A 24,374-nucleotide genomic window follows, 5' to 3' on the forward strand; every position below is an offset into this window, starting at 1 on the left:
GCCCGATGAGCACAAAATTTCCAGACCAATCTGCTTTAGAACGTCAGTCAGCTTCAGAGAGCAGGTCGATGATTTTACAAAACACGTCTATTGCCCAGCAGATTGCTAATGAAGGCGGGGTGGAAGCTTACCTGCACGCACAGCAGCATAAAACGATGCTGCGTTTTCTGACCTGCGGCAGTGTGGATGACGGTAAAAGTACCTTGATTGGCCGTTTGTTGCACGATACCCGCCAAATCTACGAAGATCAGTTGACTACGCTACACACTGACAGCAAGCGGATGGGGACTCAGGGTGAGAAGCTGGATTTGGCATTGCTGGTGGATGGCTTGCAGGCCGAACGCGAACAGGGCATTACCATTGATGTAGCCTATCGTTATTTCTCGACTGAAAAACGTAAATTTATCATCGCCGATACTCCGGGGCATGAGCAATACACCCGCAATATGGCCACCGGTGCTTCTACTTGTGACTTGGCTATTTTGTTGATCGATGCCCGCAAAGGGGTATTGGACCAAACTCGTCGCCACAGTTTTATCGCCACGTTACTGGGTATTCGCCACTTAGTGGTGGCAGTGAACAAGATGGACTTGGTGGATTATCAGGAAAATGTCTTCGAGCAGTTCAAAGAAGATTACCTGAGTTTTGCCGAGCAGTTACCGACAGATCTCAATATTAAATTTGTACCGCTGTCTGCGCTGGATGGCGACAATGTGGCCTCGCCAAGTGAGAAAATGAATTGGTACCCCGGGCCGACACTGCTTGAAGTATTGGAAAGTGTTGATGTGGTGAATGCCAGTCGTCAGCAGCCACTGCGTTTCCCGGTGCAGTATGTTAACCGGCCAAATCTGGATTTCCGCGGTTATGCTGGCACCTTGTCTGCCGGTATTGTCCGGGTGGGGCAAAAAGTCAAAGTATTGCCCTCTGGTGTGGAATCAACCGTGGCGCGAATCGTGACTTTCGATGGCGATTTAACCCAAGCCGTTCCCGGCGAGGCGATTACGCTGGTGCTGACCGATGAGGTGGATATCAGCCGTGGCGACCTACTGGTTGATGCCAGTGAGATGCTCAAAGCCGCCCAAAATGCGCTGGTGGATGTGGTATGGATGGCCGAACAACCATTGGTGGTGGGGCAAAGTTATGACATTAAAGTCGCCGGGAAAAAGACCCGCGCTCGAGTTGAAAATATCCAATATCAAGTTGAGATCAACTCACTGACTCAGCGGGTGGTTGAAAGCCTGCCCTTGAACGGCATTGGTTTGGTTGAACTGGCGTTTGATGAGCCGCTGCTGCTGGACAGTTATCAACGTAATCGGGATACCGGCGGCATGATCTTTATTGATCGCTTGAGTAATGTCACCGTCGGCGCAGGTTTGATCCGTGAGACGCTAGAGTCGGTTTACCAAGAAACAACTGAATTCAGTGCATTTGAACTCGAGCTGAATGCATTGGTTCGCCGCCACTTCCCACACTGGGGTGCGCGTGATTTATTAGGGGGGAAATAGCGTGCCTGCGGATGAGAATATTGTCTGGCATCCCCATGCCGTGACCCGAGAAGACCGTGAACAACAGCATGGGCATCAGGGCGTCGTGTTGTGGTTTACCGGTTTATCGGGCTCCGGTAAATCGACCTTGGCCGGCGCACTGGAACAGGCGCTGTTTGCCCGCGGTGTCAGTACTTACTTACTCGATGGTGACAATGTTCGCCATGGTTTATGTCGCGACTTGGGTTTTTCTGATGCTGACCGGCGCGAGAATATCCGTCGGGTCGGCGAAGTGGCTAAATTGATGGTTGATGCCGGTCTGGTGGTGCTGACCGCCTTCATTTCTCCTCATCGGGCTGAGCGCCAAATGGTGCGAGATATGCTGGCATCGGGCCAGTTTATCGAGGTATTCGTGGATACGCCGCTGGCGATTTGCGAAGCCCGCGACCCGAAAGGACTCTATAAGAAAGCCCGCGCCGGTGAGCTGAAAAACTTTACCGGTATCGACTCTGTTTATGAATTTCCTGAGCATCCCGATACGCATTTGCAGGGTGAACAATTAGTAACAAATTTGATTGAACAATTGTTAGACGTACTCCGTGGTAGAGCTATTATCAAACTCTAAATGTACTTTTTGGCTACATGTCCTGCCCGGCAAAACGACCTCAGAGCGTGCCGGTAAACTGTGCCCACGGGATTTCTATGCAGAATATTACCCAGATTATTATCGACGAACAGCGGGAAAGGGAGGAGCCGTCATACTCCTTTCTCGGTGGCGTCACGGGTTTCGTTTTCTATTGGCTGGCGTTTGCGATCCCATTTTTTGTCTACGGCCCCAATACCGTTTTCTTCTTACTCTATACTTGGCCGTTCTTTTTGGCTTTAATGCCGGTCTCGGTGCTAATAGGCATCACGCTGAGCATGCTATCGCGCGGTAATTTGCTGGTTACCGTCGGTGGCACTGGGATTGCGGTGGTGTGCTTATTCTGGATGCTGTTTTCATTTCTCACCGGCTGGTGAGCGCGAGTTTAGCGGGCGGTCTGGGATTAGCCCGATAACCGCCCGTTTCAGTTTTGAATAAGGTCAATTTGTAACAACCTTCATCGATCTCAAGATACAGGTAGGCAGCAACAGATTTGAATGCTGCTTGCAGCGGCCTCGCAGAAGCGAGGCCCGTGGATGGGCCGAGTAATAATGGCAGCCAACAACCCTGTAACGTGAAAGATGAGGGTTAACTTTGTGCTGAAAGCACTTTGCTGAGGAAGGCTTGAGTGCGCGGGTTGCTTGGCGCGGTAAAAATCTCTTCCGGTTGACCCTCTTCCTGAATCACCCCTTGATCAATAAACAGTACCCGGTCGGCAACATCGCGGGCAAAGCCCATTTCATGGGTGACGACCACCATGGTCATCCCTTCCAATGCTAATGCTTTCATCACCGCTAGCACTTCGCCCACCAGTTCTGGGTCAAGGGCCGAGGTTGGTTCATCAAACAGCATGATTTTCGGCTCCATCGCCAAGGCTCTGGCAATGGCGACTCGCTGCTGTTGTCCACCGGACAGGCTACTAGGATAAGCATCAATCTTGTCCAGTAATCCGACTTTACGCAGCAATAACTCAGCCCGTTCTATAGCCTGTGCACGCGGCAGCTTTTTGACGTCCATGGGTGCCATAATCAGGTTTTCCAGCACCGTCATATGGGGGAACAGATTAAACCGTTGGAATACCATGCCGACACTTTCGCGCATGCGGTTAAGATCTGTTTTGGGATTATGAATCTCAAAACCATTCACCGTTATCTCCCCCCCGGACAAAGTCTCCAGTGCATTAATGCAGCGCAAAAAAGTGCTTTTGCCCGAGCCTGACGGACCAATAATGCAAACCACTTCTTTCGGCTGAATTTCGCAGGAAATGCCGCGTAACACATGGGTTTCGCCAAATTGTTTTTGCAGGTTATGTACGTGAATCACTTTTACCGAACCTCTTTTCCATATGCCGCACTAACAGCGAAAGCAAGAACGTAATAACCCAATAAACCAGTGAAATGGCTAGGTAGGGTTCCCAATAAGTCGCATAGGCTAAATCGGCCAGCCCAATGGCAGATGCCAGTGATGAATCTTTCACGATGGCAATGGCATTGTTACCCAATGGCGGCAACATGCGGCGGAAAGCTTGCGGCAGGATAACCTTACGCATAGTTTTGCCGTAGCTCATGCCCAGTGAGCGCGATGCTTCCATCTGACCACGATCAATGGACTGGATACCGGCACGGAAAATCTCGGAGACATATGCCCCGGCATTCAATGTGATAGCCACGATACAAGATAAAAATGCGCCGTAATCGGAGCGCAGCATTCGGGCAAAATCAGAGGACATAATGCCATTGGTGACCAGAATGCCATCTCGTGGATTGATAAACAGTGGCACTAACGCGAAATGCACCACCATAATCTGCACAAAGAGCGGCGTTCCCCGAATGGCACTGATATAGATACGCACTGGCCATTGAACAAAGTAATACAATACTGGCTTCCAGATACCATGAGGTGCCTGTGCCAACCGCCCCAGCCCCAGAGTTAAGCCCCAGGTGGTTCCCAGAATCACGCAGATAATGGTGCACTTTATCGTCATCCAGGCGCCGTCCATAAACAGTGGCGCGTATTCCTCGATGATTTCCCAACGAAATCCTGACATAAGACAATCCAAAAACCTTCATCATTGGCGTTACAGCGGTTATTCACCAGCGGACGGTAACGCCAACAACTTTGGCTCTAAAAAGGGGTAATAAAAAATTATTTTGCGGGCTGAGTTGCCGCAGGCAAAGTGGGTACCTGTGCATCAAACCATTTTTCGTAGATTTTGGCATAGGTGCCGTCAGCCACTATTTTCTGTAAACCGCTGTTGATTTTATTACGTAATTCTTCATTACCTTTCGCGACCGCAATACCAAAATATTGGCGCTCAAACTTGTCATCAGATACCAGTTGGAAGGCTTTTTCGGGATGAGTTTTCAGGTAGAACTTGGCCACACCCACATCACCGACCGCAGCTGCAATGCCATCTTCATATAACTCTTGCAGCATCAGCGGCGTATTATCAAAGCGTTTGATTGCGGTGCTATTTTTGCCCAAAACATCAGATACCACGATATCGCCGGTGCTGGAGTTCACCACGCCAACATTCAGGTTTTTCAATGCGGCAATGGAGTCCACTTTAGAATCTTTAGGCACCACGATGGTTTGTTCTGCCGGGAAATAAGGGTCAGAGAAATCAACCATTTGCTTACGTTTGTCGGTAATAGTGATGCCAGAAATAATGATGTCACGATCACCTGAACCCAAGGTGGCAAAAATGCCTTCCCACGGTGTATTCACTAGTTTGACCTGGAAACCTTCTGCTTTACCGATAGCTTTAATGATATCGATATCAAAGCCTTCCAGCTGTTTTTGGCTATTTTCATACTCGAATGGGCGGTAGGTACCACCGGAACCAACCACATAAGTCGGTTCAGCAGCCATCGCGCTGCTTGCAGACAACAGGGCTGCCAGGCATGTCCCGACCAGCATTAAACGTTTAAACATGTGAATCTCCCGGTTAAAAGGCAAAGATGAGTGAAAGTACGATTTTTTATTTATGCAGTTTGAGTGCATAAAAATAAACTTTTATAAATGTAAACTCAACCGTGATGGGGATTATTTATTTATGGCGACATTAAATATTCACATTTCTTTTGTTGGTAGGCATAAGCTAACGGCAAAACCAACTTTGCCAGTGTTTATCGCTGCATGATTAATTCACCGAGAATGGCGGGGTGAAACTGTGCTGAAAATTAGCATTTAATGACATTTTGTAGATTTGCGTGGTATTTTTGCCGGAAATCGTCCTTAATCTGAGCCTTGTGGCCTATTTCCGTCACAGAGTGGAGTCCGACGAAAAGTTGTGGGATGATTAGGCAGTTTTTCAGGGGGCGGGAATGGGAAAACTTACACTACTATTGCTGATTTTACTTGGCTGGCTACAGTATTCATTGTGGCTGGGCAAGAATGGTGTTCATGATTTTGTTCGGGTTAAGGATGACGTTGCCCTTCAAGAGGTCAATAACGGCAAACTTAAAGCCCGAAATGACCAGCTATTTGCTGAAATTGATGATTTAAACGGTGGTCAAGAGGCGATCGAAGAACGCGCACGTAACGAACTGGGTATGATTAAACCCGGCGAAAGTTTCTATCGTCTGGTTCCTGACCAATCCGGACGCAATGCGAGTATCCCTTCGACGCAAAATAACGCACAACAATAAATAATGAGTAATTTCGCAGTTTCCCTTCCTGAAGTCGTCGCCATATTACCGGCGGCGGGTATTGGTAGCCGCATGCAGGCTGATTGCCCAAAACAGTATTTAATTGCTGGCGGCAAGACAATCATTGAACATGCCATTTTCTCTTTACTGAATCACCCAAGAATTCAGCGGGTTATCGTGGTGATTCATCCACAGGATCAGCAATTCTCTACATTATCTATTGCTCGTGATCCGCGCATCAGTGTGGTTCACGGTGGTGAGCAGCGAGCCGATTCTGTCATGGCGGGTTTGCAATATGCCGGGCGTGCCGAGTGGGCACTGGTGCATGATGCGGCGCGTCCCTGTTTGCATGCTGATGATCTTGAAAGATTGTTGTCGATTATCGAGCACAGCAAGGTCGGCGGAATTCTGGCGGCACCGGTTCGCGACACCATGAAGCGGAGTGAAGCTGGGGTTCAAGCCATCGCGCATACCGTGGACCGCCAGGCACTGTGGCATGCCCTGACACCGCAACTTTTCCCACTTGAGTTATTAAAAATGTGCTTATCCCGCGCCCTGCAAGATGGTGCGGTGGTCACCGATGAGGCTTCAGCATTAGAACATTGCGGCTATCATCCGATACTGGTTTCGGGCCGTTCGGATAATATCAAGGTGACGCGCCCGGAAGATCTGGCGCTGGCAGAGTTTTATTTAACTCAACGACAAAATCCCCAATAATTGGAGTGCAATTAATGCGAATTGGCCATGGTTTCGATGTTCATAAGTTTGGCGGCGAAGGCCCGCTAATTATTGGTGGCGTGCGCATCCCTTATGAAAAGGGCCTGCTGGCACACTCTGATGGTGATGTCGCATTGCATGCCGCGACCGACGCATTACTGGGTGCCGCTGCTTTGGGCGATATCGGAAAGTTATTCCCCGACACTGACCCGGCGTTTAAAGGCGCAGACAGCCGCGCGCTATTGCGTGAAGCTTATCGCCGTATCTTGACGAAAGGCTACCAATTGGGGAATCTGGATATTACGATTATTGCCCAAGCCCCTAAAATGGCCCCTCATATCCCGCAAATGCGCGTTCATTTGGCGGAAGACCTACAATGTCATATGGACGATATCAACGTCAAAGCCACGACCACTGAACAGCTTGGCTTTACTGGGCGTGGTGAAGGTATTGCCTGTGAAGCGGTAGCCCTGTTGGTTAAAGCCCAGTAGTCGCTTAAAAAATAGTTATTGGTTAAGGCATAAATGATGGACATGGAAAATCTAACCTGGTTGCACGGCAAACCCAAAGCAAGTGGCATTTTAAAAGCCAATCCGGAAGACTTTGTGGTGGTCGAAGACCTGGGATTTGAACCTGACGGTGAAGGCGAGCATTTATTGGTGCGCATCCGCAAAAATGGCTGCAATACCCAGTTTGTTGCTGATTATCTGGCGCGTTTTGCCAAGATTCACCCACGTTTGGTGAGCTATGCGGGCTTGAAAGATCGCCATGCCGTCACTGAACAATGGTTCTGCTTGCACTTACCGGGCAAAGAAGCGCCAGATTTGTCCACTTTTGAGCTGGAAGGTTGTGAAGTATTAGAATCAGTGCGCCAGAAAAGAAAACTGCGCATCGGTTCATTGAAGGGGAATGCCTTCACCTTGGTACTGCGCCATATTACCGATAATCAGGATGTAGAACAGCGATTGCAGCAGATAGCCGCGCAGGGTGTGCCTAACTACTTTGGTAGCCAGCGATTTGGTCGTGGCGGCAATAATCTGGTGCAGGCTCGGTTATGGGCCAATAATGAAATTCGCGTAAAAGAGCGCAGTAAACGCAGCTTTTATTTGTCTGCTAGTCGCAGTGCCATGTTCAACCTGATTAGCAGTTGCCGTTTGGCACAGCAGCAGGCGACAACAGTGCTGGCAGGTGATGCATTGCAGCTCTCGGGGCGCGGCAGTTGGTTTGTGGCTGAAGCTGAAGAACTGACCACCTTACAGCAACGAGTTGATGCGGGTGAATTGAATGTTACTGCGCCATTGCCGGGTGATGGCGAACTGGGTACCCAGGGCGAAGCATTGGCTTTCGAGCAGGCATGCCTGGCGGAGCAAACCGAACTATTAGCATTAATTAAGCGCGAGCGTGTGGAAGGAGCTCGCCGGGCTATCTTGCTGAAACCACAGAATATGGCGTGGAATTGGTGGGATGAGGTCACTTTGGAACTCAGCTTCTGGCTGCCCGCTGGCAGTTTTGCCACCAGTGTGGTGCGCGAAATTATGAATCAGGACAATGCCGATGCTGCGGATATTGCTGAGTAACGACGACGGTATCACTGCGCCAGGCATCCAAACACTGGCATCAGCATTGCGAGAATTTGCCCACGTACAGATTGTGGCTCCGGACCGTAATCGCAGCGGTTCCTCTAATGCTTTGACGTTAGATAGCGCTTTGCGCATCACGACGTTATCCAATGGTGACATTGCGGTGCAGCAAGGTACGCCGACTGACTGTGTCTATCTTGGGGTCAATGCGCTCATGCGTCCCCGCCCTGATATTGTGGTTTCTGGCATCAATGCGGGCCCGAATCTGGGGGATGATGTTATCTACTCGGGTACGGTGGCGGCGGCGATGGAAGGGCGGCATCTGGGGTTCCCGGCACTGGCGGTCTCGCTCAATGGCCATCAGCACTATGCGACAGCGGCCGCTGTCACTTGCCGGATATTGCGCGCGTTACAACATAAACCGTTGCGTACCGGTAAAATACTGAATATTAATGTACCTGACTTACCCTTATCTGAAATTAAAGGGATTCGGGTAACACGTTGTGGTAGCCGCCATCCGGCAGAGCAGGTATTTTGTCAACAAGACCCACGTGGGCAAAATCTCTATTGGATTGGACCACCGGGGGAAAAGTTTGATGTGGCGGAGGACACTGATTTTGCAGCAGTTGAGCAAGGTTATGTTGCTATCACGCCATTGCAGGTTGATTTAACCGCTTATGCGGCACAACCGGTGGTTGAAGATTGGTTAACCGACATGACGCTAGTAAATACCGAGGTTGACGGGGAATGGTAAATAAACGCATGCAAACATTGTTGATGCAGTTACGTCAGCAGGGCATTGCAGACGAGCGCTTGTTACAGGCGATCGAAGCCGTGCCGCGCGAGCGTTTTGTTGATGAGGCGTTATCCCATAAGGCCTATGAGAATACAGCCCTTCCTATAGGTTCAGGGCAAACTATTTCTCAGCCTTATATGGTGGCGCGTATGACGGAGTTGTTGCAATTGACACCCACTTCGCGAGTATTAGAGATCGGTACCGGTTCGGGTTATCAGACCGCTATTTTGGCGCATTTAGTCGAACATGTATGTTCAGTTGAACGAATCAAAGGGTTACAGTGGCAGGCAAAACGTCGCCTGAAACAGCTTGATCTGCATAATGTCTCAACCCGCCACGGTGATGGCTGGCTAGGTTGGGCATCACGCGGGCCATTTGATGCGATCATTGTGACAGCCGCTCCGCCAGAAATACCCAATGCCTTACTTGAGCAATTGGATGAGGGAGGGATATTAGTCCTGCCGGTGGGGGAGCAAGCTCAAACATTAAAATGCGTGCAGCGTCGTAACAATGAATTCCAGATTGAGACGGTAGAAGCGGTGCGTTTTGTTCCTTTGGTAAAAGGGGAGTTGGCTTAAATAAAATATTCTTATTTCAGCTTTAGTCTTTTACTACGTCCCTAGCACAATTTTTGTGCTAAATATCGGACGAAAATCAGTAACATAAATTTTATGGTGTGGCAGGCGCGGTATTGATAGCATGCGCGCTTGTGCATTTTGTCTCTTCAGTTTGGGCTTGCATAGATGTGGCTCACACTGTGGAACCTTTTAAGACTCGAAAAATGAGTGGCGTAGTGACCATCAGACTGACGTTGTTGATTATCGTCAGCTGAGCACTTTAACTATCGACCACTGATAACTACAGTGTAAAAGGTATTTTGGTTATATCGCTTATTATTGCTGTCATGGGGGAAGCATGAGCACGGGAAGCCCAATGATTACATTACGCCGAGTAGCGGCATGTACGGTTATGAGTTTATGGTTGGTGGGTTGTAGCAATGATAATACGACCTCAGCGCCAATCAGCAGTGTCGGTGGTGATCGTTCAGGTGCCATGCTAGGCGGCTCTAACACCAATAGTTCAGGTGAGCGCATAGTTTATAACCGTAGCTACGACAATATTCCCAAAGGAAGTTACAGCGGCAATACCTATACCGTTAAACGCGGTGACACGCTGTTTTATATTGCCTGGATAACTGGAAATGACTTCCGAGATCTCGCGGCAAAGAACAATATTGCTGAGCCATACAGTCTGAATGTGGGGCAATCCATTCAACTTGGTAATGGTTCTAGCGGTGGGATGTTGGCTGCAACTGATGCCACATCAGGCGGAATGACAAAACCGCCAGCAAATATTCAGAACACAACTACAATGGTTGATTCTCCATCAACTAGCGCGTATTCTGAAAACTCGGGTAAACAGAATGTTGGTAAAATGTTACCAGCAGCAGGAGCAGTTGCCGCAACGACCGCCCCTGTTACTGCACCTAGCAGTGTCATCAGTGACCCTACCAGCAATGGTGGTCCAGTGAGTAGCTGGAAATGGCCAACTGAAGGCAAAACGATCGATAGCTTCTCTGCTTCCGAAGGGGGCAATAAAGGGATTGATATCGCCGGTTCTCGTGGTCAACCAATTTTCGCTACAGCAAATGGGCGAGTTGTGTATGCCGGGAATGCACTGCGTGGTTACGGTAATCTTATTATCATCAAACACAATGATGATTACCTGAGCGCCTACGCTCACAACGATACAATGCTGGTCCGGGAACAAGAAGAAGTGAAGGCGGGTCAAAAAATAGCCACCATGGGTAGCACCGGAACCAGTTCAGTAAGATTGCACTTTGAAATTCGTTACAAGGGGAAATCCGTAAACCCGCTGCGTTACCTTCCGCAGCGATAGATTGGGCAGAATACGCTGTATTCTGCTCGCCGGATTCACGGGTAGGAGCAGCATATGAGCCAAAATACGCTGAAAGTTAACGAGTTGCAGGAAGATGCTGATTTTGACGAAAACAGTACGGAAACTGAAATTTTCGACGAAAAAGCATTAGTTGAAGATGAACCTACCGAAAGTGAGTTAGCAGAAGATGAGCTGTTGGCGCAAGGTGTTACTCAGCGAGTGCTGGATGCGACACAGCTCTATCTTGGTGAGATTGGTTATTCGCCACTGCTGACCGCAGAAGAAGAGGTTTATTTTGCCCGGCGTGCATTACGCGGAGACGTGCCCTCGCGTCGACGTATGATTGAAAGTAACTTGCGGCTGGTGGTGAAGATTGCCCGCCGTTATAGTAATCGCGGCTTAGCGCTGCTGGATCTTATTGAAGAGGGTAACCTCGGCCTGATCCGGGCGGTGGAAAAGTTTGACCCTGAACGCGGTTTCCGTTTCTCCACTTATGCTACCTGGTGGATACGTCAGACAATTGAACGGGCAATAATGAATCAAACCCGTACTATCCGTTTGCCTATCCATATCGTTAAAGAATTAAACGTTTATTTGCGTACCGCACGAGAACTTTCTCATAAATTGGATCATGAACCGAGCGCTGAAGAGATTGCCGAGCAACTCGACAAACCGGTTGATGATGTGAGCCGTATGTTACGCCTCAACGAGCGTATCACTTCTGTTGATACACCTTTAGGCGGCGACTCAGAGAAAGCCTTGTTAGATATTCTGTCTGACGAAAACGAAAATGGTCCAGAAGACACCACGCAAGATGACGATATGAAACAAAGTATCGTGAAATGGCTGTTTGAATTGAATGCCAAACAGCGCGAAGTTCTGGCTCGTCGTTTTGGTCTGTTAGGGTATGAAGCAGCAACACTGGAAGATGTTGGCCGTGAGATTGGTTTGACACGTGAACGTGTCCGCCAGATTCAGGTTGAAGGTTTACGTCGCTTGCGGGAAATTCTGCAAGGACAGGGCCTGAGCATCGAAGCGTTGTTCCGCGAATAAAAGTCGTTGATAAAACACAAAAACGGTGAACTGATGTTCACCGTTTTTTTATGCCAGTCACTGACCTTTTGACCGGCGACTGGCTATTTTAGACTGTACTACACCATATTCTTCAGGCGATAAATCCACTCTAGCGCTTGACGCGGCGACAGTGAATCTGGGTCTAGAGCTTCTAAGGCTTCGACCGCCGGCGGTACTTCTTCATTGAGCAAGGTCATTTGCGAGCCATCAATCTTACTCGCGGCGGCATTGTTTGACAGTGACTCCAGCTCTTTCAATTTTTGCCGCGCCCGCTTAATCACATCTCGTGGCACACCAGCCAGTGCTGCCACCGCCAATCCATAACTTTTACTGGCCGCGCCATCTTGCACACTGTGCATAAAGGCGATGGTCTCACCATGTTCCATGGCATCAAGATGCACATTGACCACCCCTTCCATTTTTTCCGGCAAGGTAGTCAGCTCAAAGTAATGTGTGGCAAACAGGGTCATGGCTTTGATCCGGCTAGCCAGATTTTCAGCGCAGGCCCAGGCCAGTGACAAACCATCATAAGTCGATGTCCCGCGGCCAATCTCATCCATTAACACCAGACTCTGTTCGGTAGCATTGTGCAGAATATTGGCGGTTTCTGTCATTTCCACCATAAAGGTAGAGCGGCCAGAGGCCAGATCGTCCGCCGCACCGACGCGGGTGAAGATGCGATCGACCGGGCCAATGGTTGCTTGGTCCGCAGGAACATAGCTCCCCATATGTGCCAGCAAAACAATTAATGCAGTTTGGCGCATATAGGTACTTTTACCGCCCATATTCGGGCCAGTAATAATCAGCATTCGCCGCTGAGGTGATAAGGTCAGTGGATTGGAAATAAAGGGTTCACTGAGCACTTGCTCGACCACTGGATGGCGGCCACCGGTAATTTTGATCCCCGGTTTATCACTCAGAACAGGGCAGTTGTAGTTAAGTGTTTCAGCTCTTTCAGCCAGATTCGCTAGCACATCCAATTCAGCCAGAGCATTGGCGCTGGTTTGCAATTCGGATAAATGTGGCAATAGCAGATCAAAAATCTCTTCGTATAGCCCTTTTTCAATGGCCAGCGCTTTGCCTTTGGAGGTCAGAACTTTGTCTTCATACTCTTTTAGCTCAGGAATGATGTAGCGTTCCGCGTTTTTCAAGGTCTGTCGGCGGACATAATGGATAGGAACCAGATGGCTCTGACCACGGCTGACCTGAATGTAATAGCCATGAACACCGTTAAAACCCACTTTTAGTGTATCCAGCCCCAGTTTTTCGCGTTCACGAATTTCCAGTCGATCCAGATAGTCAGTTGCGCCATCGGCCAGTGCTCGCCACTCGTCTAACTCAGCATTATATCCTGGGGCAATGACGCCGCCATCACGCACCAATACTGGCGGCGCTTCAACGATAGCGCGTTCCAGTAGGTCTTGTAATTCATCAAACTGACCAACTTGCGAGAGTAAGTTTTGCACGTGGGGAACATTCACCGGTTGTAATAGACGATGAATTTCCGGCAACTGTTGGAAAGCATGACGCATGCGAGCCAAGTCTCTTGGACGGGCTGTACGCAGTGCCAAGCGCGCTAGAATACGTTCTAAATCACCCACTTGACGCAATGGCGCTTGCAGTTCGGCAGTAATATCTTGCAGACCACCAATCGCTTGCTGGCGGTTGGTGAGGATGTTGATATCACGGATTGGCATATGCAGCCAGCGCTTGAGCATGCGGCTGCCCATCGCGGTCACACTGCAATCAAGGATTGCGGCCAGTGTATTCTCAGTTCCCCCGGACAGATTCAGCGTCAGTTCGAGATTACGGCGGGTCGCGGCATCCATAATAATGCCATCTTGCTGGCGCTCCATCGTCAAACCACGAATATGGGGCAAGGACGTGCGCTGAGTATCTTTAACATATTGCAGCAGACAGCCCGCAGCACGTAATGCTTGCTGCGCTTGTTCAACACCAAAACCGATTAAATCGCGGGTGCCGAATTGCAAATTAAGCTGCTGTTTGGCTGTTTCCAGCTCAAACTCCCATAATGGGCGGCGGCGTAGACCATGTCGGTGCTCGATCAACGACATTTGTTCGAAGTTTTCTGGGTAAAGTAACTCTGCGGGGTTGGTTCGTTGTAGCTCGGCCGCCATGGTTTCAAGGTCGGCGGGCTCTGCTACTCTAAAGCGCCCAGAGCTGATATCCAAGGTTGCGTAACCAAATCCACGCGCATCCTGCCAGATAGCAGCCAGTAAATTATCCTGCCGCTCTTGCAGCAAAGCTTCATCACTCACGGTGCCGGGGGTAACGATGCGCACAACTTTGCGCTCAACCGGACCTTTGCTGGTGGCTGGATCGCCGATTTGTTCGCAGATAGCTGCGGATTCACCCAATTGAACCAGTTTCGCCAGATAGTTTTCTATCGAATGATAGGGAACACCCGCCATAGGAATGGGTTCACCGGCTGACGCCCCCCGCTTGGTCAGTGAGATATCCAGCAACTGTGAAGCCCGCTTGGCATCACTGTAGAACAGTTCATAAAAATCCCCCATCCGGTAAAACAGGAGAATGTCAGGATGCTGGGCTTTGAGCCGTAGATACTGCTGCATCATCGGCGTGTGGGAGTCGAGTTTATCGGTATTATTCATGCGGCTGTTGTCTATAATCCATTGAATTTAAAGTTAGTTGTGATTTTTATTATTATCGTTGGCATCACATGATTTTACGGTTAACACCAGAATCTTGCTACCGCTCATCAAGTCCTTTTTCCAGCCGATATACTAGCTTAGCAGCCCGAAAACTGACATAGGTAAAAATTCTAAGCGGTCTATTGGTCACGAAAAAAGCCCCTCGATTAAGGGGCTGACAATGTTTACGCTGGATCTAGCGAGTGTTATTTAAAGATTGGGTTACCGGGGAAGAGGGCTTGAGCCGTCTGGCGTAACTGGTTGGCTTGCGCGACATCATTCTGATACTGGGTAATCATGATAAGGCTTTGATAAACATTCGGATCGTTGTGTAGCTGGATGTATTGCTCTGCCCATGCTCTGAACTGCGTGAGAAATGCCGGATCTGGGTTTTTATTAAATTGCAGTAACAGATTGATATGGCGTATGTATTGATATCTTTCCCATTGGATATAAGGATTTATCAGGCTATCTAATGGCTGCATATCGACTAAACCGCTTCTTTCGGTGAGTGTCAGTACCCGGCCAGTTTTGAAACCTGTCACCATAAATAGCAAGGTGCATAATGCCGATAATACAATCGCGCCATGCAACCAGCGTCGCCATAAGCCTGGCGCAGATGGCACTGCGACCAACATGCTTTCTGGTACCATCAGCCGACCGAGTAAAATCAGCACCAACCAGTGGCCCGCTGATTGATAAAGAGGCCACTCAGTCATCAAGTGCAAGGCCATTGGCAAACTGATCACCCAGAGAGGGAAAACATTCTTTGGTTGAATCAGCAGTGGTCTTATATACCCGATAGCCAATAGCAACATGCCGACCAGTGCGACGACTCCGCCTTCTGCCCAACCATAAAGAATTTCATTATGAGGGTGAGAAGGGTAAGTATAGTTAGTGGGTACCAGCCCGGCCTGCGCCAAGGTCTGGGCAAAGGCGGATTCGAAACTGCCCATCCCCCAGCCTAGCCAAGGGCGCTGCTGTATCATGTGCCAGGTATATTCCAGTATTAGCCAGCGGTCGGCATTGCTGCCCTCTTTTGATACCAGAAAATTGCCCTTTATCTCTAGCAGGTAGGAAGCCGCCAACAAGCTCAGTAAGCTGCATAGCCATAACCTGATGATTTGCTGCTGACGCCAGTAATAGACAGAAAGTAAAACTAAGGTGGTCACTCCGCCGAGCCAGCCAATCCGCGATTGCAATAGCAGTAAGACGCCAGGGAAAACCAGCAGTGTAAGGGTACTGATGCCACGAATGGCCCGACGGCCCGAGATCATAAATAGGTAGGCTGCGATGGCGTAGCCGGTCGCCAGATAGCTGGCCAGCACGTTGGTTTGCTGGAAGATCCCATAAGGGCGCTGTGCAGTATCGAACTCCATCCAGTTATCCGGGGTAACAACAAACCATTGCAACAGGGTCAGTATTGTTTGCCCCCAAGCCGACAGCAGTATCAGCAGCAACCAGCCCTGCCGCGCACCACTACTAAGCTTCAGGCGAAATAACCCCAACAGCAGTATGATTCCCCCCCACAAGCCGAGAATCCGAGGCAGCCAGGCACCTACGTGTTGTAATGAGGCAGGCCACAACCCCGGAAGTGTCACTAATATGGCCCCAAGCAGTAACCACCGATTACCCGAAGGATTTACGGAATAACTCTGTTCACTGTGCGGCAAGTAGAGGGCTATCGTCAGCAGTGCCATCATGGCCCAGATGACGATATTGGTGGGAAGATGAAGCCCTGAACCACCTCGATTGATTTCATAATGCATCATGGCGATAAATGTTATGGCCATAACCATCATGGTAATAAGGTTAATTCTTTGCTCGGGCAAAATGTATTTTATAAATGGAAATTTCATAATTTTCAAATGGTTACTATTTCTTCGAACGAAGCATTGCACGCTAGCTAGTTAACTAACTATTTGGCATTTGATTTATAACCACTAGTAATAGTGGCTATGTTTATTTTTCCGTTGGATGAGCAATAAACCAACGCAATGAATTCATAACTTTAGTTTCGGACATTTTGGCCCGGTCCTCATCGACCAGTTTCATTAATACCAGCCTTGCCGTATAAATATCCAACTGTGCTTTATCAGCAAGTTCTCTGGTTTTTGGCCAACTGGTAACAGGCGGCAGAGTTTCAGTAAACTGCTCCTTTAGGACATTACAATGCTCTGCCAAAATACCTAAAACTTCTTCTTTCCGTTTATCCTTAGGTTTCATTATTTAATTCCTCATGCGATGTATATTTTGAAAATGTTTTATTTCTTATATTCTCAATGCTGGGTTTGTATTTCACACATTGTGGTAGGATATTTCCTACAAATAAAAAGATAATTCATACAACAAATGAAATGACTTCTTATTTATTTTTATTGTTTTCTTAGATCTTTATTCCCTCCATGAGAATCGGCTTGTTAAATTTAACAATTAGACATGGGTTTTATGCTTAATAAATACTATTTTTGATTCAATTAGTAAATGAAAGATATTTTTTTATAGTTTAAAAAATAAGCTAAAATTAAAATTATTTTATGTTTAATTTCAGTGATTTACGTTTATTTTGATATAAAAAAACCTTGCTTATCTCATGGGGAATCAAAGAATTAGCAAGGTTTAATTGTATTATTGTTAAGCTTTTTCTGCTTCTGGCGTTACAATCGCAAGTATTTAATATCGATTATAATTTGACTTATGGAATAAGCAATCATTAATTTTGGAAAAACGACTTTTAGCGATCTAATGTGTCGATTTGCTCTTTTTTGCAGTGGTATGTGTCGAAGGTGCAATGTTTATCGATCAAAGTTATCGATATTATTGTGTTAAATTAGTTAATTAAGTTAAAGACTCTGAATTTTGGTTATTTGAATTAAATAGCTATCAACTATCCTCCTATATTTGTATTATCTGCGGCGAACAAAAAGAGCTTTAACGTTATTTAAATTTTTTCTGAATGATGTGGGTATTCATCAATGCTTTCACGTCAACTTTATGGCTCTATCTAGTTCTTGGTTAAACTTCTCGTATTTAAACGATAAGAAACCATATGAATACTTATTTTCAAACTACTTCGAAGCGGTATTTGCCTTGATTTTATTGAGGTAAATCGGCGGGCAAAATTTTAATTGTGTATAAAGGAATCACGTAATGAAACTGAATAAAACTATCTTGGCTGCTGGTCTGGTATTAGGTTTTGCTTCTATGGCTAACGCTGCTGATCAAGGTCAGGGTACTGTAACTTTCAATGGTTCTATCATTGATGCGCCATGCTCAATCGCTGCGGGTTCTGATTCACAAACTGTTGAAATGGGCCAGATCTCTAACGTTGCTCTGCAGAACGGCGGCAAATCATCTGCTCATGATTTCAACATCAAGTTGGAAAACTGCGACATCACTACCCTGAAAACTGTAACCACCACTTTCGGCGGTATGGAATCAGCTGCAGTACCTGGCCTGCTGGGTATCACTGGTGTTGCTGAAGGCGCTGGTATCGCAATCGTTGATGGTTCAGGTTCTGTTATTACTCTGGGTACTGCAACTGGCGAACAGACTCTGGTTAATGGCAACAACACTCTGGCATTCTCTGCTTACCTGCAGGGCAGCACTGCTTCTGACGCAATCAAACCAGGTACCTTCTCTAGCGTTGCAGACTTCACGCTGGCTTACCAATAAGTATCCCTTTTCTAATTCGGCATGCGGATTTTTCCGCATGTCTTTTTCCCCTGAGAAAGATACGTGTTGGATGAGCTAGGTGATTTATGTCCAAGTCATTTTTTTTGATAGTGCCTCCTTCCTTACTGATGGCGTCATTACTGAGTGTCGCGGTAATGGCCTCCCCCATGAAAACAGATTGGGGTCGCGTGAGTATGGAAGGAAGTATTACTGATACTGCTTGTGCGATAGATCCAGGAAGTTTGGAACAGACCATTGATATGGCGATTTTACCAATAGGTCAGTTAGTTCAAAACGGTGTGGGAAATGATCATCCATTCGAGATTCGTTTGCATGATTGCACCATTGCCCATGCTGATTCGAGCAAATCTAACCAACAGCACTTTACCGTGACTTTTGACGGTACAGCGGACGGTAGTAATTACGCAGTTTACGGTGAAGCCGAGGGGGTTGCCATGCAAATCGTTGATGATAAAGGCATTGCTTCTATTCCTGGGATAGCGTCACCGGAGATAAATATTATCCCTGCAGATATGAAACTCAATTATGCCCTGCGTTTAGTGGGCAATGGCAAGATGCTGCGTGCTGGAACTTATCATTCTAGCGTTCGTTTCACATTGGATTATTACTGATTTCAATGAGTAAGGTGACATATCCCATGCTATCCGCTCGTTCCATCACCACCGGTATTGCCCGTCGTGATTTATTACGCATTTTGATTGCAGTTGCGTTAAGTGGCAATGCTTATGGCGCGTTAGCCAGTGATGATATTCAGTTTAATACCGATGTGTTAGATACCAAGGATCGGGCCAATTTCGATCTGAGCCAATTCTCCCAACGTGGTTTTATCATGCCAGGGAGTTATAACTTGTTGGTTCATATGAACAAACAAGATATTGGTGAGCAACCGATAATATTCTATGCCGCTGAAAAAGATCCTAAAAAAAGTGAGGCATGTTTATCCCCCAAGTTGGTTGAATTACTGGCATTGAAAGAAGACAGCTTTAAAAAACTGACGTGGTGGCGTGACGGAGAGTGTTTGGATATCAGCAGCTTGCCCGGTCTGACCGTGCAAGGTGATTTGGCGACTTCATCACTTTACTTGAGTGTGCCGCAAGCTTGGCTGGAATACAGCGAACCTGACTGGGATCCACCTTCACGTTGGGAGGAGGGGATTTCTGGGGTGCTTTTCGATTACAACTTGTTAGGGCAACTGAACCGCCAACAGACGAACAATACCAGCAACAATAGTTTGAGCGGTAATGGCACGGCTGGAGCCAACTTGGGTGCCTGGCGCTTTCGCGCTGATTGGCAGACCCGTATTGATGAGGTTTCTGGTTCGCCAACTGAACGTCAATGGGATTGGAGCCGTTATTACGCCTACCGTGCGATACCCAATTTGGGTGCCAAGCTGACGTTAGGCGAGGACTTTTTAAACTCGGCTATTTTCGACAGTTTCCGCTTTAGCGGTGCCAGTTTGGTGACGGATGACAATATGTTGCCGCCGAATTTACGCGGTTATGCACCGGAAATTACCGGTGTGGCTCGGACCAATGCGCGAGTCGTTGTGAGTCAGCAAGGGCGTGTATTGAGTGAAACACTGGTGGCCGCCGGTCCTTTCCGTATTCAGAACCTTAACAGTTTTGTCTCCGGGACATTGGATGTTCGGGTCGAAGAACTTGATGGACAAGTTCAACAATTTCAAGTGAATACCGCAAGTATTCCTTACCTGACCCGCCCTGGCATGGTGCGTTACAGAATCGCTGCTGGTAAGCCTTCTGATATTGGTCATCGGTCTGAAGGGCCGGTATTTGGTACCGGGGAATTCTCTTGGGGGATCAATAACGGCTGGTCACTGTTCGGCGGTGGGATCAGTGGTGAAAACGAATATCAAGCGGCGTCCATGGGGATTGGTCGTGACTTGATGGAGTTTGGTGCGGTGTCGGTGGACATGACCCAATCTTGGGCGACCTTACCGGATCAAGGCACCTTGAGTGGTGGCTCTTACCGAGTCAACTATTCAAAAAACTTTCAGGAAACTGGCAGTCAGGTGACGTTTGCGGGCTATCGCTTCTCTGAACGTAACTTTATGAGCATGAGCCAATATCTTGATGCACGTTATCGTGGCGATAACGTGGGTGGCAATAAAGAGATGTATACCATCAGTTTCAACCAGCAGTTCCGTGATCTGGGGTTGAGCGCGTATCTGAACTATAGCCATCAGACGTATTGGGATCGCTCGGCTAATGACCGCTATAACCTGTCGTTAGCGCGCTATTTTGATATGGGCAAGCTTAAGAACGTCAGTGTCACAATATCCGCGTATCGCAACCGTTATAACGAAAATAACGATGACGGGATGTATTTATCGATGTCCATGCCATTTGGCAACAGCGCAACAATCAGTTACAGCGCGACAGTCAATGGCAGTGAAAACAGCCAGCGGGTGGGGTATGCCGACCGTATTGATGCTCACAACAACTACCAAATCAATACTGGTGTGGCGCGTAGTGGCGCGTTAGTGAGCGGTAACTATACCCACACGGGGAACAGTGCAGATATCAACGCCAATGCCAGTTATCAGGAAGGGCAATACTCTTCTGTTGGCGTCGGCATTCAGGGGGGCGCAACCATCACTGCTGAAGGTGGGGCGCTACATCGGGTTAATACACTCGGTGGTACCCGATTACTGCTTGATACCCAAGGTGTCTCTGGTGTGCCGGTGCAAGGGTATGGCTCAACCATTCGCACCAACCAATTTGGTAAAGCGGTGGTGGGTGATGTGAACAGTTATTACCGCAACCGCGCCAGTATTGACATTGATAACCTGGCAGATGATGTCGAGGCGAGAGGAACAGTCGCGCAGGTTACCTTGACGGAAGGTGCTATCGGTTATCGTCGTTTTAATGTGATTTCCGGTGAAAAAGCGATGGCCATGATTCGCCTGGCAGACGGTACATCGCCGCCATTCGGGGCCACTGTAGTCAATGAAAATCAGCAAGAAACCGGCATTGTTAATGACGACGGTTCTACGTACCTCAGTGGGATCAAGGCCGGTGAAACGATGTCAGTACACTGGAATGGGCAGGCGCAATGCAGCGTCACTCTACCGAAGATGCTTTCTCCGGCAGTGCTGGCAAATTTACTGTTGCCTTGTCAGCCGATAGCGACAGGGGATAAGCCCCCGGTAGCACAGTAGAACAGATTGAGTAATGAACCTGCAGATAGCCGCTCGTTCACATAATAGAAGACGACCGGCGCCATCAGGTTCTGACATGAATAATTGAAGGAAATAAGGTAATGAAATTGAATAATAAACTGCGTATCACCACGATTTTGGTGACGGCACTTATGGCTCAGCAAGCAACAGCAGCAATCGCACTGGACAGAACTCGGGCGATTATCAATGGCGGCGATAAATCGATCAGCTTGAATATCAGCAACCAGAATAAGCAATTGCCTTATCTGGCGCAGGGCTGGATTGAAGATGAGCAGGGCAACAAGATCAATACCCCACTGACGGTGGTTCCACCGGTTCAGCGTGTTGAGCCAGGTGCTCTCAGCCAGTTAAAAGTACAGACATTGCCGGCGGTGAGCCAGTTGGCGCAAGACCGGGAAACGCTGTTCTATTTTAACCTGCGTGAAATTCCGCCGCGTTCAGACAAACCTAATACTTTGCAGATTGCTCTGCAAACGCGCATCAAACTTTTTTATCGCCCGACCAGCATCGTGCCCCAAAAGGCCGACATGTCGACACCTTGGCAGGAAAAGTTACAGCTGACCCGTCAGGGCGATCGTTATCAGGTTAATAACCCGACCCCGTATTACATCACTCTGGTGGATGCCAGTGAGAGCAAAACCGGCAAAACTGCAGCGGGTTTTAAGCCGTTGATGATTGCCCCAAAAGCGCAGGGCATGTTGGATGTTAGTGCTGCGGCATTAGGCAGCAAACCAGTGCTGACCTATGTCAATGATTTCGGTGGTCGTCCAAAACTGATCTTTGGCTGTACGGGCAGTACCTGTTCCGTGGTTGAAAGCATCAAGTAACAGTGGTTTTCGTGGGGCCATAATTTTAGCAATAAGGAATATGGGATGGCTGTTGTTTGTAAGGGATTAGTTACCCGGCTGGCCCCGATGGTCATGAAGGCCATGATTGGGATGACGGCCATCGTAGGAACAACGACATTATTTAGCAGCCCTGTTTGGGCACTAAATAAGACGGCAACAGTGAATGTTTCGGTCAGTATTTTTGCAGCGCCGCCCTGCGTGATCAACAGCAACAATACCATCAACGTTAATTTTGGTGATGACCTGCTGACGTCGAATATTGACGGTGTTAATTACATGAAACCGGTGACCTATACCCTGAACTGTACTGCGGCAGCTAAAAATGCGCTGAAAATGAGCATCAAAGGTAATGGTGCGAATTTTGATACCACCCTATTGAAAACCAGTAATACGAGTCTGGGGATCAAATTGATGCGAAGTGGGTTGGTACTGCCGCTTAATAGCGAATTTAATTTTACCTATCCGACGGTCCCTGTATTACAGGCAGTGCCGGTTAAGCAAACAAATGCGACGTTAAGTACGGGATATTTTTCCGGCACAGCAACCTTGGTTGTGGAGTACCAGTAATGAAAATAAATTCACTCACATCGTATTGTTCCGTTGCTGTGGTTTTGGCCCTCAGCAGTTCGTTAGCGTATGCAGACAACATGCTGTTTTCAGGCACATTAATTAATCCGCCGCCTTGCGTGATTAATAACAGCGGCACCATTACTGTCGATTTTGGTGATGACATCCTGACTTCACGAGTTGATGGTGCTCAATATATAAAGCCGGTGACCTATACATTGAACTGTACTGGGGCGGTATCCAATGCACTGAAAATGACGATTAAGGGTGATGGCGCGGGTTTTGATACGACGGTCTTGAAAACGAGTAATTCGAGTCTGGGGATCAAACTTGTACGCAACAGTCAGCCATTAACACTTAACTCTACATTTACGTTCTCCTACCCGACGATACCGGTATTACAGGCAGTTCCTGTCAAACAAGCAGGGGCGACGTTGAGCACCGGGTACTTTTACGGCACAGCGACCATGGTTGTGGAGTATCAGTAATGAAAAAAGTCTCACTGATATCACGCTGTTCTGTTGCTGTCGTTTTGGCATTGAGTAGCACATTGACGTATGCGGATGACATGTTGTTCACCGGCTCGTTAATTAATCCTGCACCCTGTGTCATCAGCGGTGGGAATACCATTGATGTGCCTTTTGGGGAAAACCTGGGGGTGAAGAAAATTGATGGTATTAATTATATCCAGACCGTGCCTTACAGTGTGGCGTGTGAAACAGTGAGTAGCAGCTTGGAATTAGGCCTGACAATAGTAAGCGCGTCTGTTACTACGTTTGATCTCTCTGCAATACAAACCAATATTCCTGATCTGGGCATTCGTATACTGAGAAATGGCGTCCCTTTAACACTGAATACGCGTATTGCTTATGACAAAAATAATCCGCCGACACTTCAGGCCGTTCCTGTTCAAGCAACCGGTGCGATATTAAGTGAAGGGGCCTTTGAGGCTACCGCTACATTATTAGTGGATTACCAATAGGATCAAATGATGACTAATTTAAATCTGCTGGTGCGCCACGGGCGAATTATTTTGAGTGTTCTGGTTTTGAATACTCTTGGCATTATGTCGGTATCTGCGGCTGACAATATGCGTTTTCATGGCGCATTAGTAGCAGAGCCGTGCACTATCCGCCCTGGTGACGAGGCTATTAGTTTGAACTTTGGCACCGTTGTCGATAAATATCTTTATTCGAATCAGCGCACTTTAGGCAAACAGTTTCAAATCCACCTAGTTGATTGTGATATCAGCTTAGGTACTACTGCCAATATTATGTTCACTGGTAATGACAGTGTTAATTTACCGGGGTTATTAGCGGTTGATGGCAATGATGTAGGAATTGCTATTGGTCTAGAAACTATGGCAGGGAAAGCATTACCACTGAATCAATCCAGTGACGATATCCCGCTTGATACGGGTAATAATATTATTACGTTGAAAGCCTATGTCCGCGGTGAACCAGACGCAATAACCCAACGCACAATTAAGCGCGGTGAGTTCAGTGCAGTAGCCACTTTTAACCTGCAATATTATTAATATGCGGATGGA

25 protein-coding genes are annotated in these 24,374 nt (G+C 47.9%); 19 read left to right on the forward strand and 6 right to left on the reverse strand.

Features of this window, described 5'->3' with window-relative positions:
• Positions 1–5 precede the first annotated feature (5 nt).
• The 3 genes from cysN (at position 6) to N0H69_RS04050 (ending at position 2,504) form a co-directional block, all read left to right on the forward strand.
• On the forward strand, positions 6–1,505 hold the full coding sequence (cysN, locus tag N0H69_RS04040; protein WP_172665402.1) for a sulfate adenylyltransferase subunit CysN: 1,500 nt from the start codon (positions 6–8) through the stop codon (positions 1,503–1,505).
• A gap of 1 nt (position 1,506) precedes the next feature.
• Entirely contained in the window at positions 1,507–2,109 is a 603-nt protein-coding gene (gene cysC, locus N0H69_RS04045) for an adenylyl-sulfate kinase (protein WP_050106487.1), read from the forward strand.
• A gap of 77 nt (positions 2,110–2,186) precedes the next feature.
• The gene (locus N0H69_RS04050; protein WP_050106486.1) at positions 2,187–2,504 is read left to right on the forward strand and encodes a DUF3561 family protein; all 318 of its coding nucleotides are present in this window, start codon (positions 2,187–2,189) and stop codon (positions 2,502–2,504) included.
• A 211-nt stretch (positions 2,505–2,715) separates the two neighbouring features.
• Here N0H69_RS04050 and N0H69_RS04055 read toward each other — a convergent pair whose 3' ends face one another.
• The 3 genes from N0H69_RS04055 to N0H69_RS04065 all read right to left on the reverse strand — a co-directional run bounded on the left by N0H69_RS04055 (position 2,716) and on the right by N0H69_RS04065 (position 5,061).
• A complete protein-coding gene (locus N0H69_RS04055) occupies positions 2,716–3,450 on the reverse strand; it encodes an amino acid ABC transporter ATP-binding protein (RefSeq protein WP_050106485.1) in 735 nt (244 codons plus the stop codon).
• A complete protein-coding gene (locus tag N0H69_RS04060) occupies positions 3,434–4,174 on the reverse strand; it encodes an amino acid ABC transporter permease (RefSeq protein ID WP_151419927.1) in 741 nt (246 codons plus the stop codon). Before N0H69_RS04060 ends, N0H69_RS04055 begins: the two co-directional genes overlap by 17 nt.
• Positions 4,175–4,272: 98 nt before the next feature.
• Entirely contained in the window at positions 4,273–5,061 is a 789-nt protein-coding gene (locus N0H69_RS04065) for a basic amino acid ABC transporter substrate-binding protein (protein ID WP_050145620.1), read from the reverse strand.
• Positions 5,062–5,453: 392 nt separating this feature from the next.
• Here N0H69_RS04065 and ftsB point away from each other — a divergent pair, with 392 nt between their 5' ends.
• From ftsB to rpoS, 8 genes are all read left to right on the forward strand, one after another.
• Entirely contained in the window at positions 5,454–5,777 is a 324-nt protein-coding gene (gene ftsB / locus N0H69_RS04070; protein ID WP_050106482.1) for a cell division protein FtsB, read from the forward strand.
• A 3-nt stretch (positions 5,778–5,780) separates the two neighbouring features.
• Positions 5,781–6,494 (forward strand): 2-C-methyl-D-erythritol 4-phosphate cytidylyltransferase, encoded by a 714-nt coding sequence (ispD, locus tag N0H69_RS04075; protein ID WP_050106481.1) that lies wholly within the window; start codon positions 5,781–5,783, stop codon positions 6,492–6,494.
• Positions 6,495–6,508: 14 nt separating this feature from the next.
• Positions 6,509–6,985, forward strand: a complete 477-nt coding sequence (gene ispF, locus N0H69_RS04080) for a 2-C-methyl-D-erythritol 2,4-cyclodiphosphate synthase (protein WP_050150277.1) — start codon at positions 6,509–6,511, stop codon at positions 6,983–6,985.
• 36 nt (positions 6,986–7,021) lie between these two features.
• Positions 7,022–8,071, forward strand: coding sequence for a tRNA pseudouridine(13) synthase TruD (gene truD / locus N0H69_RS04085; protein WP_050106479.1), 1,050 nt, complete (start codon positions 7,022–7,024; stop codon positions 8,069–8,071).
• Positions 8,049–8,828, forward strand: coding sequence for a 5'/3'-nucleotidase SurE (gene surE / locus N0H69_RS04090; protein ID WP_050150274.1), 780 nt, complete (start codon positions 8,049–8,051; stop codon positions 8,826–8,828). The genes truD and surE overlap by 23 nt, the downstream gene beginning before the upstream one ends.
• Positions 8,822–9,448 (forward strand): protein-L-isoaspartate(D-aspartate) O-methyltransferase, encoded by a 627-nt coding sequence (locus N0H69_RS04095; protein ID WP_050106477.1) that lies wholly within the window; start codon positions 8,822–8,824, stop codon positions 9,446–9,448. Before surE ends, N0H69_RS04095 begins: the two co-directional genes overlap by 7 nt.
• A 355-nt stretch (positions 9,449–9,803) precedes the next feature.
• On the forward strand, positions 9,804–10,769 hold the full coding sequence (nlpD, locus tag N0H69_RS04100) for a murein hydrolase activator NlpD (protein ID WP_050150271.1): 966 nt from the start codon (positions 9,804–9,806) through the stop codon (positions 10,767–10,769).
• Positions 10,770–10,823: 54 nt separating this feature from the next.
• Entirely contained in the window at positions 10,824–11,822 is a 999-nt protein-coding gene (rpoS, locus tag N0H69_RS04105; RefSeq protein WP_050106475.1) for an RNA polymerase sigma factor RpoS, read from the forward strand.
• Positions 11,823–11,920: 98 nt separating this feature from the next.
• Here the strand turns inward: rpoS and mutS are convergent, their stop codons facing one another.
• The 3 genes from mutS to N0H69_RS04120 form a co-directional block, all read right to left on the reverse strand.
• Positions 11,921–14,476, reverse strand: coding sequence for a DNA mismatch repair protein MutS (gene mutS, locus N0H69_RS04110; protein WP_050150268.1), 2,556 nt, complete (start codon positions 14,474–14,476; stop codon positions 11,921–11,923).
• 245 nt (positions 14,477–14,721) lie between these two features.
• Entirely contained in the window at positions 14,722–16,308 is a 1,587-nt protein-coding gene (locus N0H69_RS04115) for a PglL family O-oligosaccharyltransferase (RefSeq protein ID WP_301280482.1), read from the reverse strand.
• Positions 16,309–16,477: 169 nt separating this feature from the next.
• Positions 16,478–16,741 (reverse strand): faeA-like family protein, encoded by a 264-nt coding sequence (locus tag N0H69_RS04120; RefSeq protein WP_050106472.1) that lies wholly within the window; start codon positions 16,739–16,741, stop codon positions 16,478–16,480.
• 924 nt (positions 16,742–17,665) lie between these two features.
• Here N0H69_RS04120 and N0H69_RS04125 point away from each other — a divergent pair.
• The 8 genes from N0H69_RS04125 to N0H69_RS04160 all read left to right on the forward strand — a co-directional run bounded on the left by N0H69_RS04125 (position 17,666) and on the right by N0H69_RS04160 (position 24,362).
• Complete coding sequence (locus N0H69_RS04125) at positions 17,666–18,190, forward strand: fimbrial protein (protein ID WP_050106471.1); 525 nt, start codon at positions 17,666–17,668, stop codon at positions 18,188–18,190.
• A 128-nt stretch (positions 18,191–18,318) separates the two neighbouring features.
• Positions 18,319–18,822 (forward strand): fimbrial protein, encoded by a 504-nt coding sequence (locus N0H69_RS04130; RefSeq protein ID WP_050106624.1) that lies wholly within the window; start codon positions 18,319–18,321, stop codon positions 18,820–18,822.
• A 26-nt stretch (positions 18,823–18,848) separates the two neighbouring features.
• Entirely contained in the window at positions 18,849–21,389 is a 2,541-nt protein-coding gene (locus N0H69_RS04135) for an outer membrane usher protein (protein ID WP_050133165.1), read from the forward strand.
• 101 nt (positions 21,390–21,490) lie between these two features.
• Positions 21,491–22,237 carry a fimbria/pilus periplasmic chaperone gene (locus N0H69_RS04140; protein WP_050106469.1) on the forward strand — a complete coding sequence of 249 codons (747 nt, stop codon included), beginning with the start codon at positions 21,491–21,493 and terminating at the stop codon, positions 22,235–22,237.
• A 45-nt stretch (positions 22,238–22,282) separates the two neighbouring features.
• Positions 22,283–22,825 carry a fimbrial protein gene (locus N0H69_RS04145; RefSeq protein ID WP_050106468.1) on the forward strand — a complete coding sequence of 181 codons (543 nt, stop codon included), beginning with the start codon at positions 22,283–22,285 and terminating at the stop codon, positions 22,823–22,825.
• On the forward strand, positions 22,825–23,313 hold the full coding sequence (locus N0H69_RS04150) for a fimbrial protein (RefSeq protein WP_050150263.1): 489 nt from the start codon (positions 22,825–22,827) through the stop codon (positions 23,311–23,313). The genes N0H69_RS04145 and N0H69_RS04150 overlap by 1 nt, the downstream gene beginning before the upstream one ends.
• A complete protein-coding gene (locus N0H69_RS04155; RefSeq protein WP_050150260.1) occupies positions 23,313–23,807 on the forward strand; it encodes a fimbrial protein in 495 nt (164 codons plus the stop codon). Before N0H69_RS04150 ends, N0H69_RS04155 begins: the two co-directional genes overlap by 1 nt.
• A 9-nt stretch (positions 23,808–23,816) precedes the next feature.
• Positions 23,817–24,362, forward strand: coding sequence for a fimbrial protein (locus tag N0H69_RS04160; protein WP_050150257.1), 546 nt, complete (start codon positions 23,817–23,819; stop codon positions 24,360–24,362).
• Positions 24,363–24,374 lie beyond the last annotated feature (12 nt).

The sequence above is a fragment of the Yersinia alsatica genome, assembly GCF_025133195.1.
Classification (GTDB): domain Bacteria; phylum Pseudomonadota; class Gammaproteobacteria; order Enterobacterales; family Enterobacteriaceae; genus Yersinia; species Yersinia alsatica.

Coding starts and splice junctions, on each gene's coding strand:
- cysN (WP_172665402.1), top strand. CDS start 6: ATGAGCACAAAATTTCCAGACCAATCTGCTTTAGAACGTCAGTCAGCT.
- N0H69_RS04050 (WP_050106486.1), top strand. CDS start 2,187: ATGCAGAATATTACCCAGATTATTATCGACGAACAGCGGGAAAGGGAG.
- N0H69_RS04060 (WP_151419927.1), bottom strand. CDS start 4,174: ATGTCAGGATTTCGTTGGGAAATCATCGAGGAATACGCGCCACTGTTT.
- N0H69_RS04065 (WP_050145620.1), bottom strand. CDS start 5,061: ATGTTTAAACGTTTAATGCTGGTCGGGACATGCCTGGCAGCCCTGTTG.
- ftsB (WP_050106482.1), top strand. CDS start 5,454: ATGGGAAAACTTACACTACTATTGCTGATTTTACTTGGCTGGCTACAG.
- ispD (WP_050106481.1), top strand. CDS start 5,781: ATGAGTAATTTCGCAGTTTCCCTTCCTGAAGTCGTCGCCATATTACCG.
- ispF (WP_050150277.1), top strand. CDS start 6,509: ATGCGAATTGGCCATGGTTTCGATGTTCATAAGTTTGGCGGCGAAGGC.
- truD (WP_050106479.1), top strand. CDS start 7,022: ATGGACATGGAAAATCTAACCTGGTTGCACGGCAAACCCAAAGCAAGT.
- surE (WP_050150274.1), top strand. CDS start 8,049: ATGCTGCGGATATTGCTGAGTAACGACGACGGTATCACTGCGCCAGGC.
- N0H69_RS04095 (WP_050106477.1), top strand. CDS start 8,822: ATGGTAAATAAACGCATGCAAACATTGTTGATGCAGTTACGTCAGCAG.
- nlpD (WP_050150271.1), top strand. CDS start 9,804: ATGATTACATTACGCCGAGTAGCGGCATGTACGGTTATGAGTTTATGG.
- rpoS (WP_050106475.1), top strand. CDS start 10,824: ATGAGCCAAAATACGCTGAAAGTTAACGAGTTGCAGGAAGATGCTGAT.
- mutS (WP_050150268.1), bottom strand. CDS start 14,476: ATGAATAATACCGATAAACTCGACTCCCACACGCCGATGATGCAGCAG.
- N0H69_RS04115 (WP_301280482.1), bottom strand. CDS start 16,308: ATGGCCATAACATTTATCGCCATGATGCATTATGAAATCAATCGAGGT.
- N0H69_RS04120 (WP_050106472.1), bottom strand. CDS start 16,741: ATGAAACCTAAGGATAAACGGAAAGAAGAAGTTTTAGGTATTTTGGCA.
- N0H69_RS04125 (WP_050106471.1), top strand. CDS start 17,666: ATGAAACTGAATAAAACTATCTTGGCTGCTGGTCTGGTATTAGGTTTT.
- N0H69_RS04130 (WP_050106624.1), top strand. CDS start 18,319: ATGGCGTCATTACTGAGTGTCGCGGTAATGGCCTCCCCCATGAAAACA.
- N0H69_RS04135 (WP_050133165.1), top strand. CDS start 18,849: ATGCTATCCGCTCGTTCCATCACCACCGGTATTGCCCGTCGTGATTTA.
- N0H69_RS04140 (WP_050106469.1), top strand. CDS start 21,491: ATGAAATTGAATAATAAACTGCGTATCACCACGATTTTGGTGACGGCA.
- N0H69_RS04145 (WP_050106468.1), top strand. CDS start 22,283: ATGGCTGTTGTTTGTAAGGGATTAGTTACCCGGCTGGCCCCGATGGTC.
- N0H69_RS04150 (WP_050150263.1), top strand. CDS start 22,825: ATGAAAATAAATTCACTCACATCGTATTGTTCCGTTGCTGTGGTTTTG.
- N0H69_RS04155 (WP_050150260.1), top strand. CDS start 23,313: ATGAAAAAAGTCTCACTGATATCACGCTGTTCTGTTGCTGTCGTTTTG.
- N0H69_RS04160 (WP_050150257.1), top strand. CDS start 23,817: ATGACTAATTTAAATCTGCTGGTGCGCCACGGGCGAATTATTTTGAGT.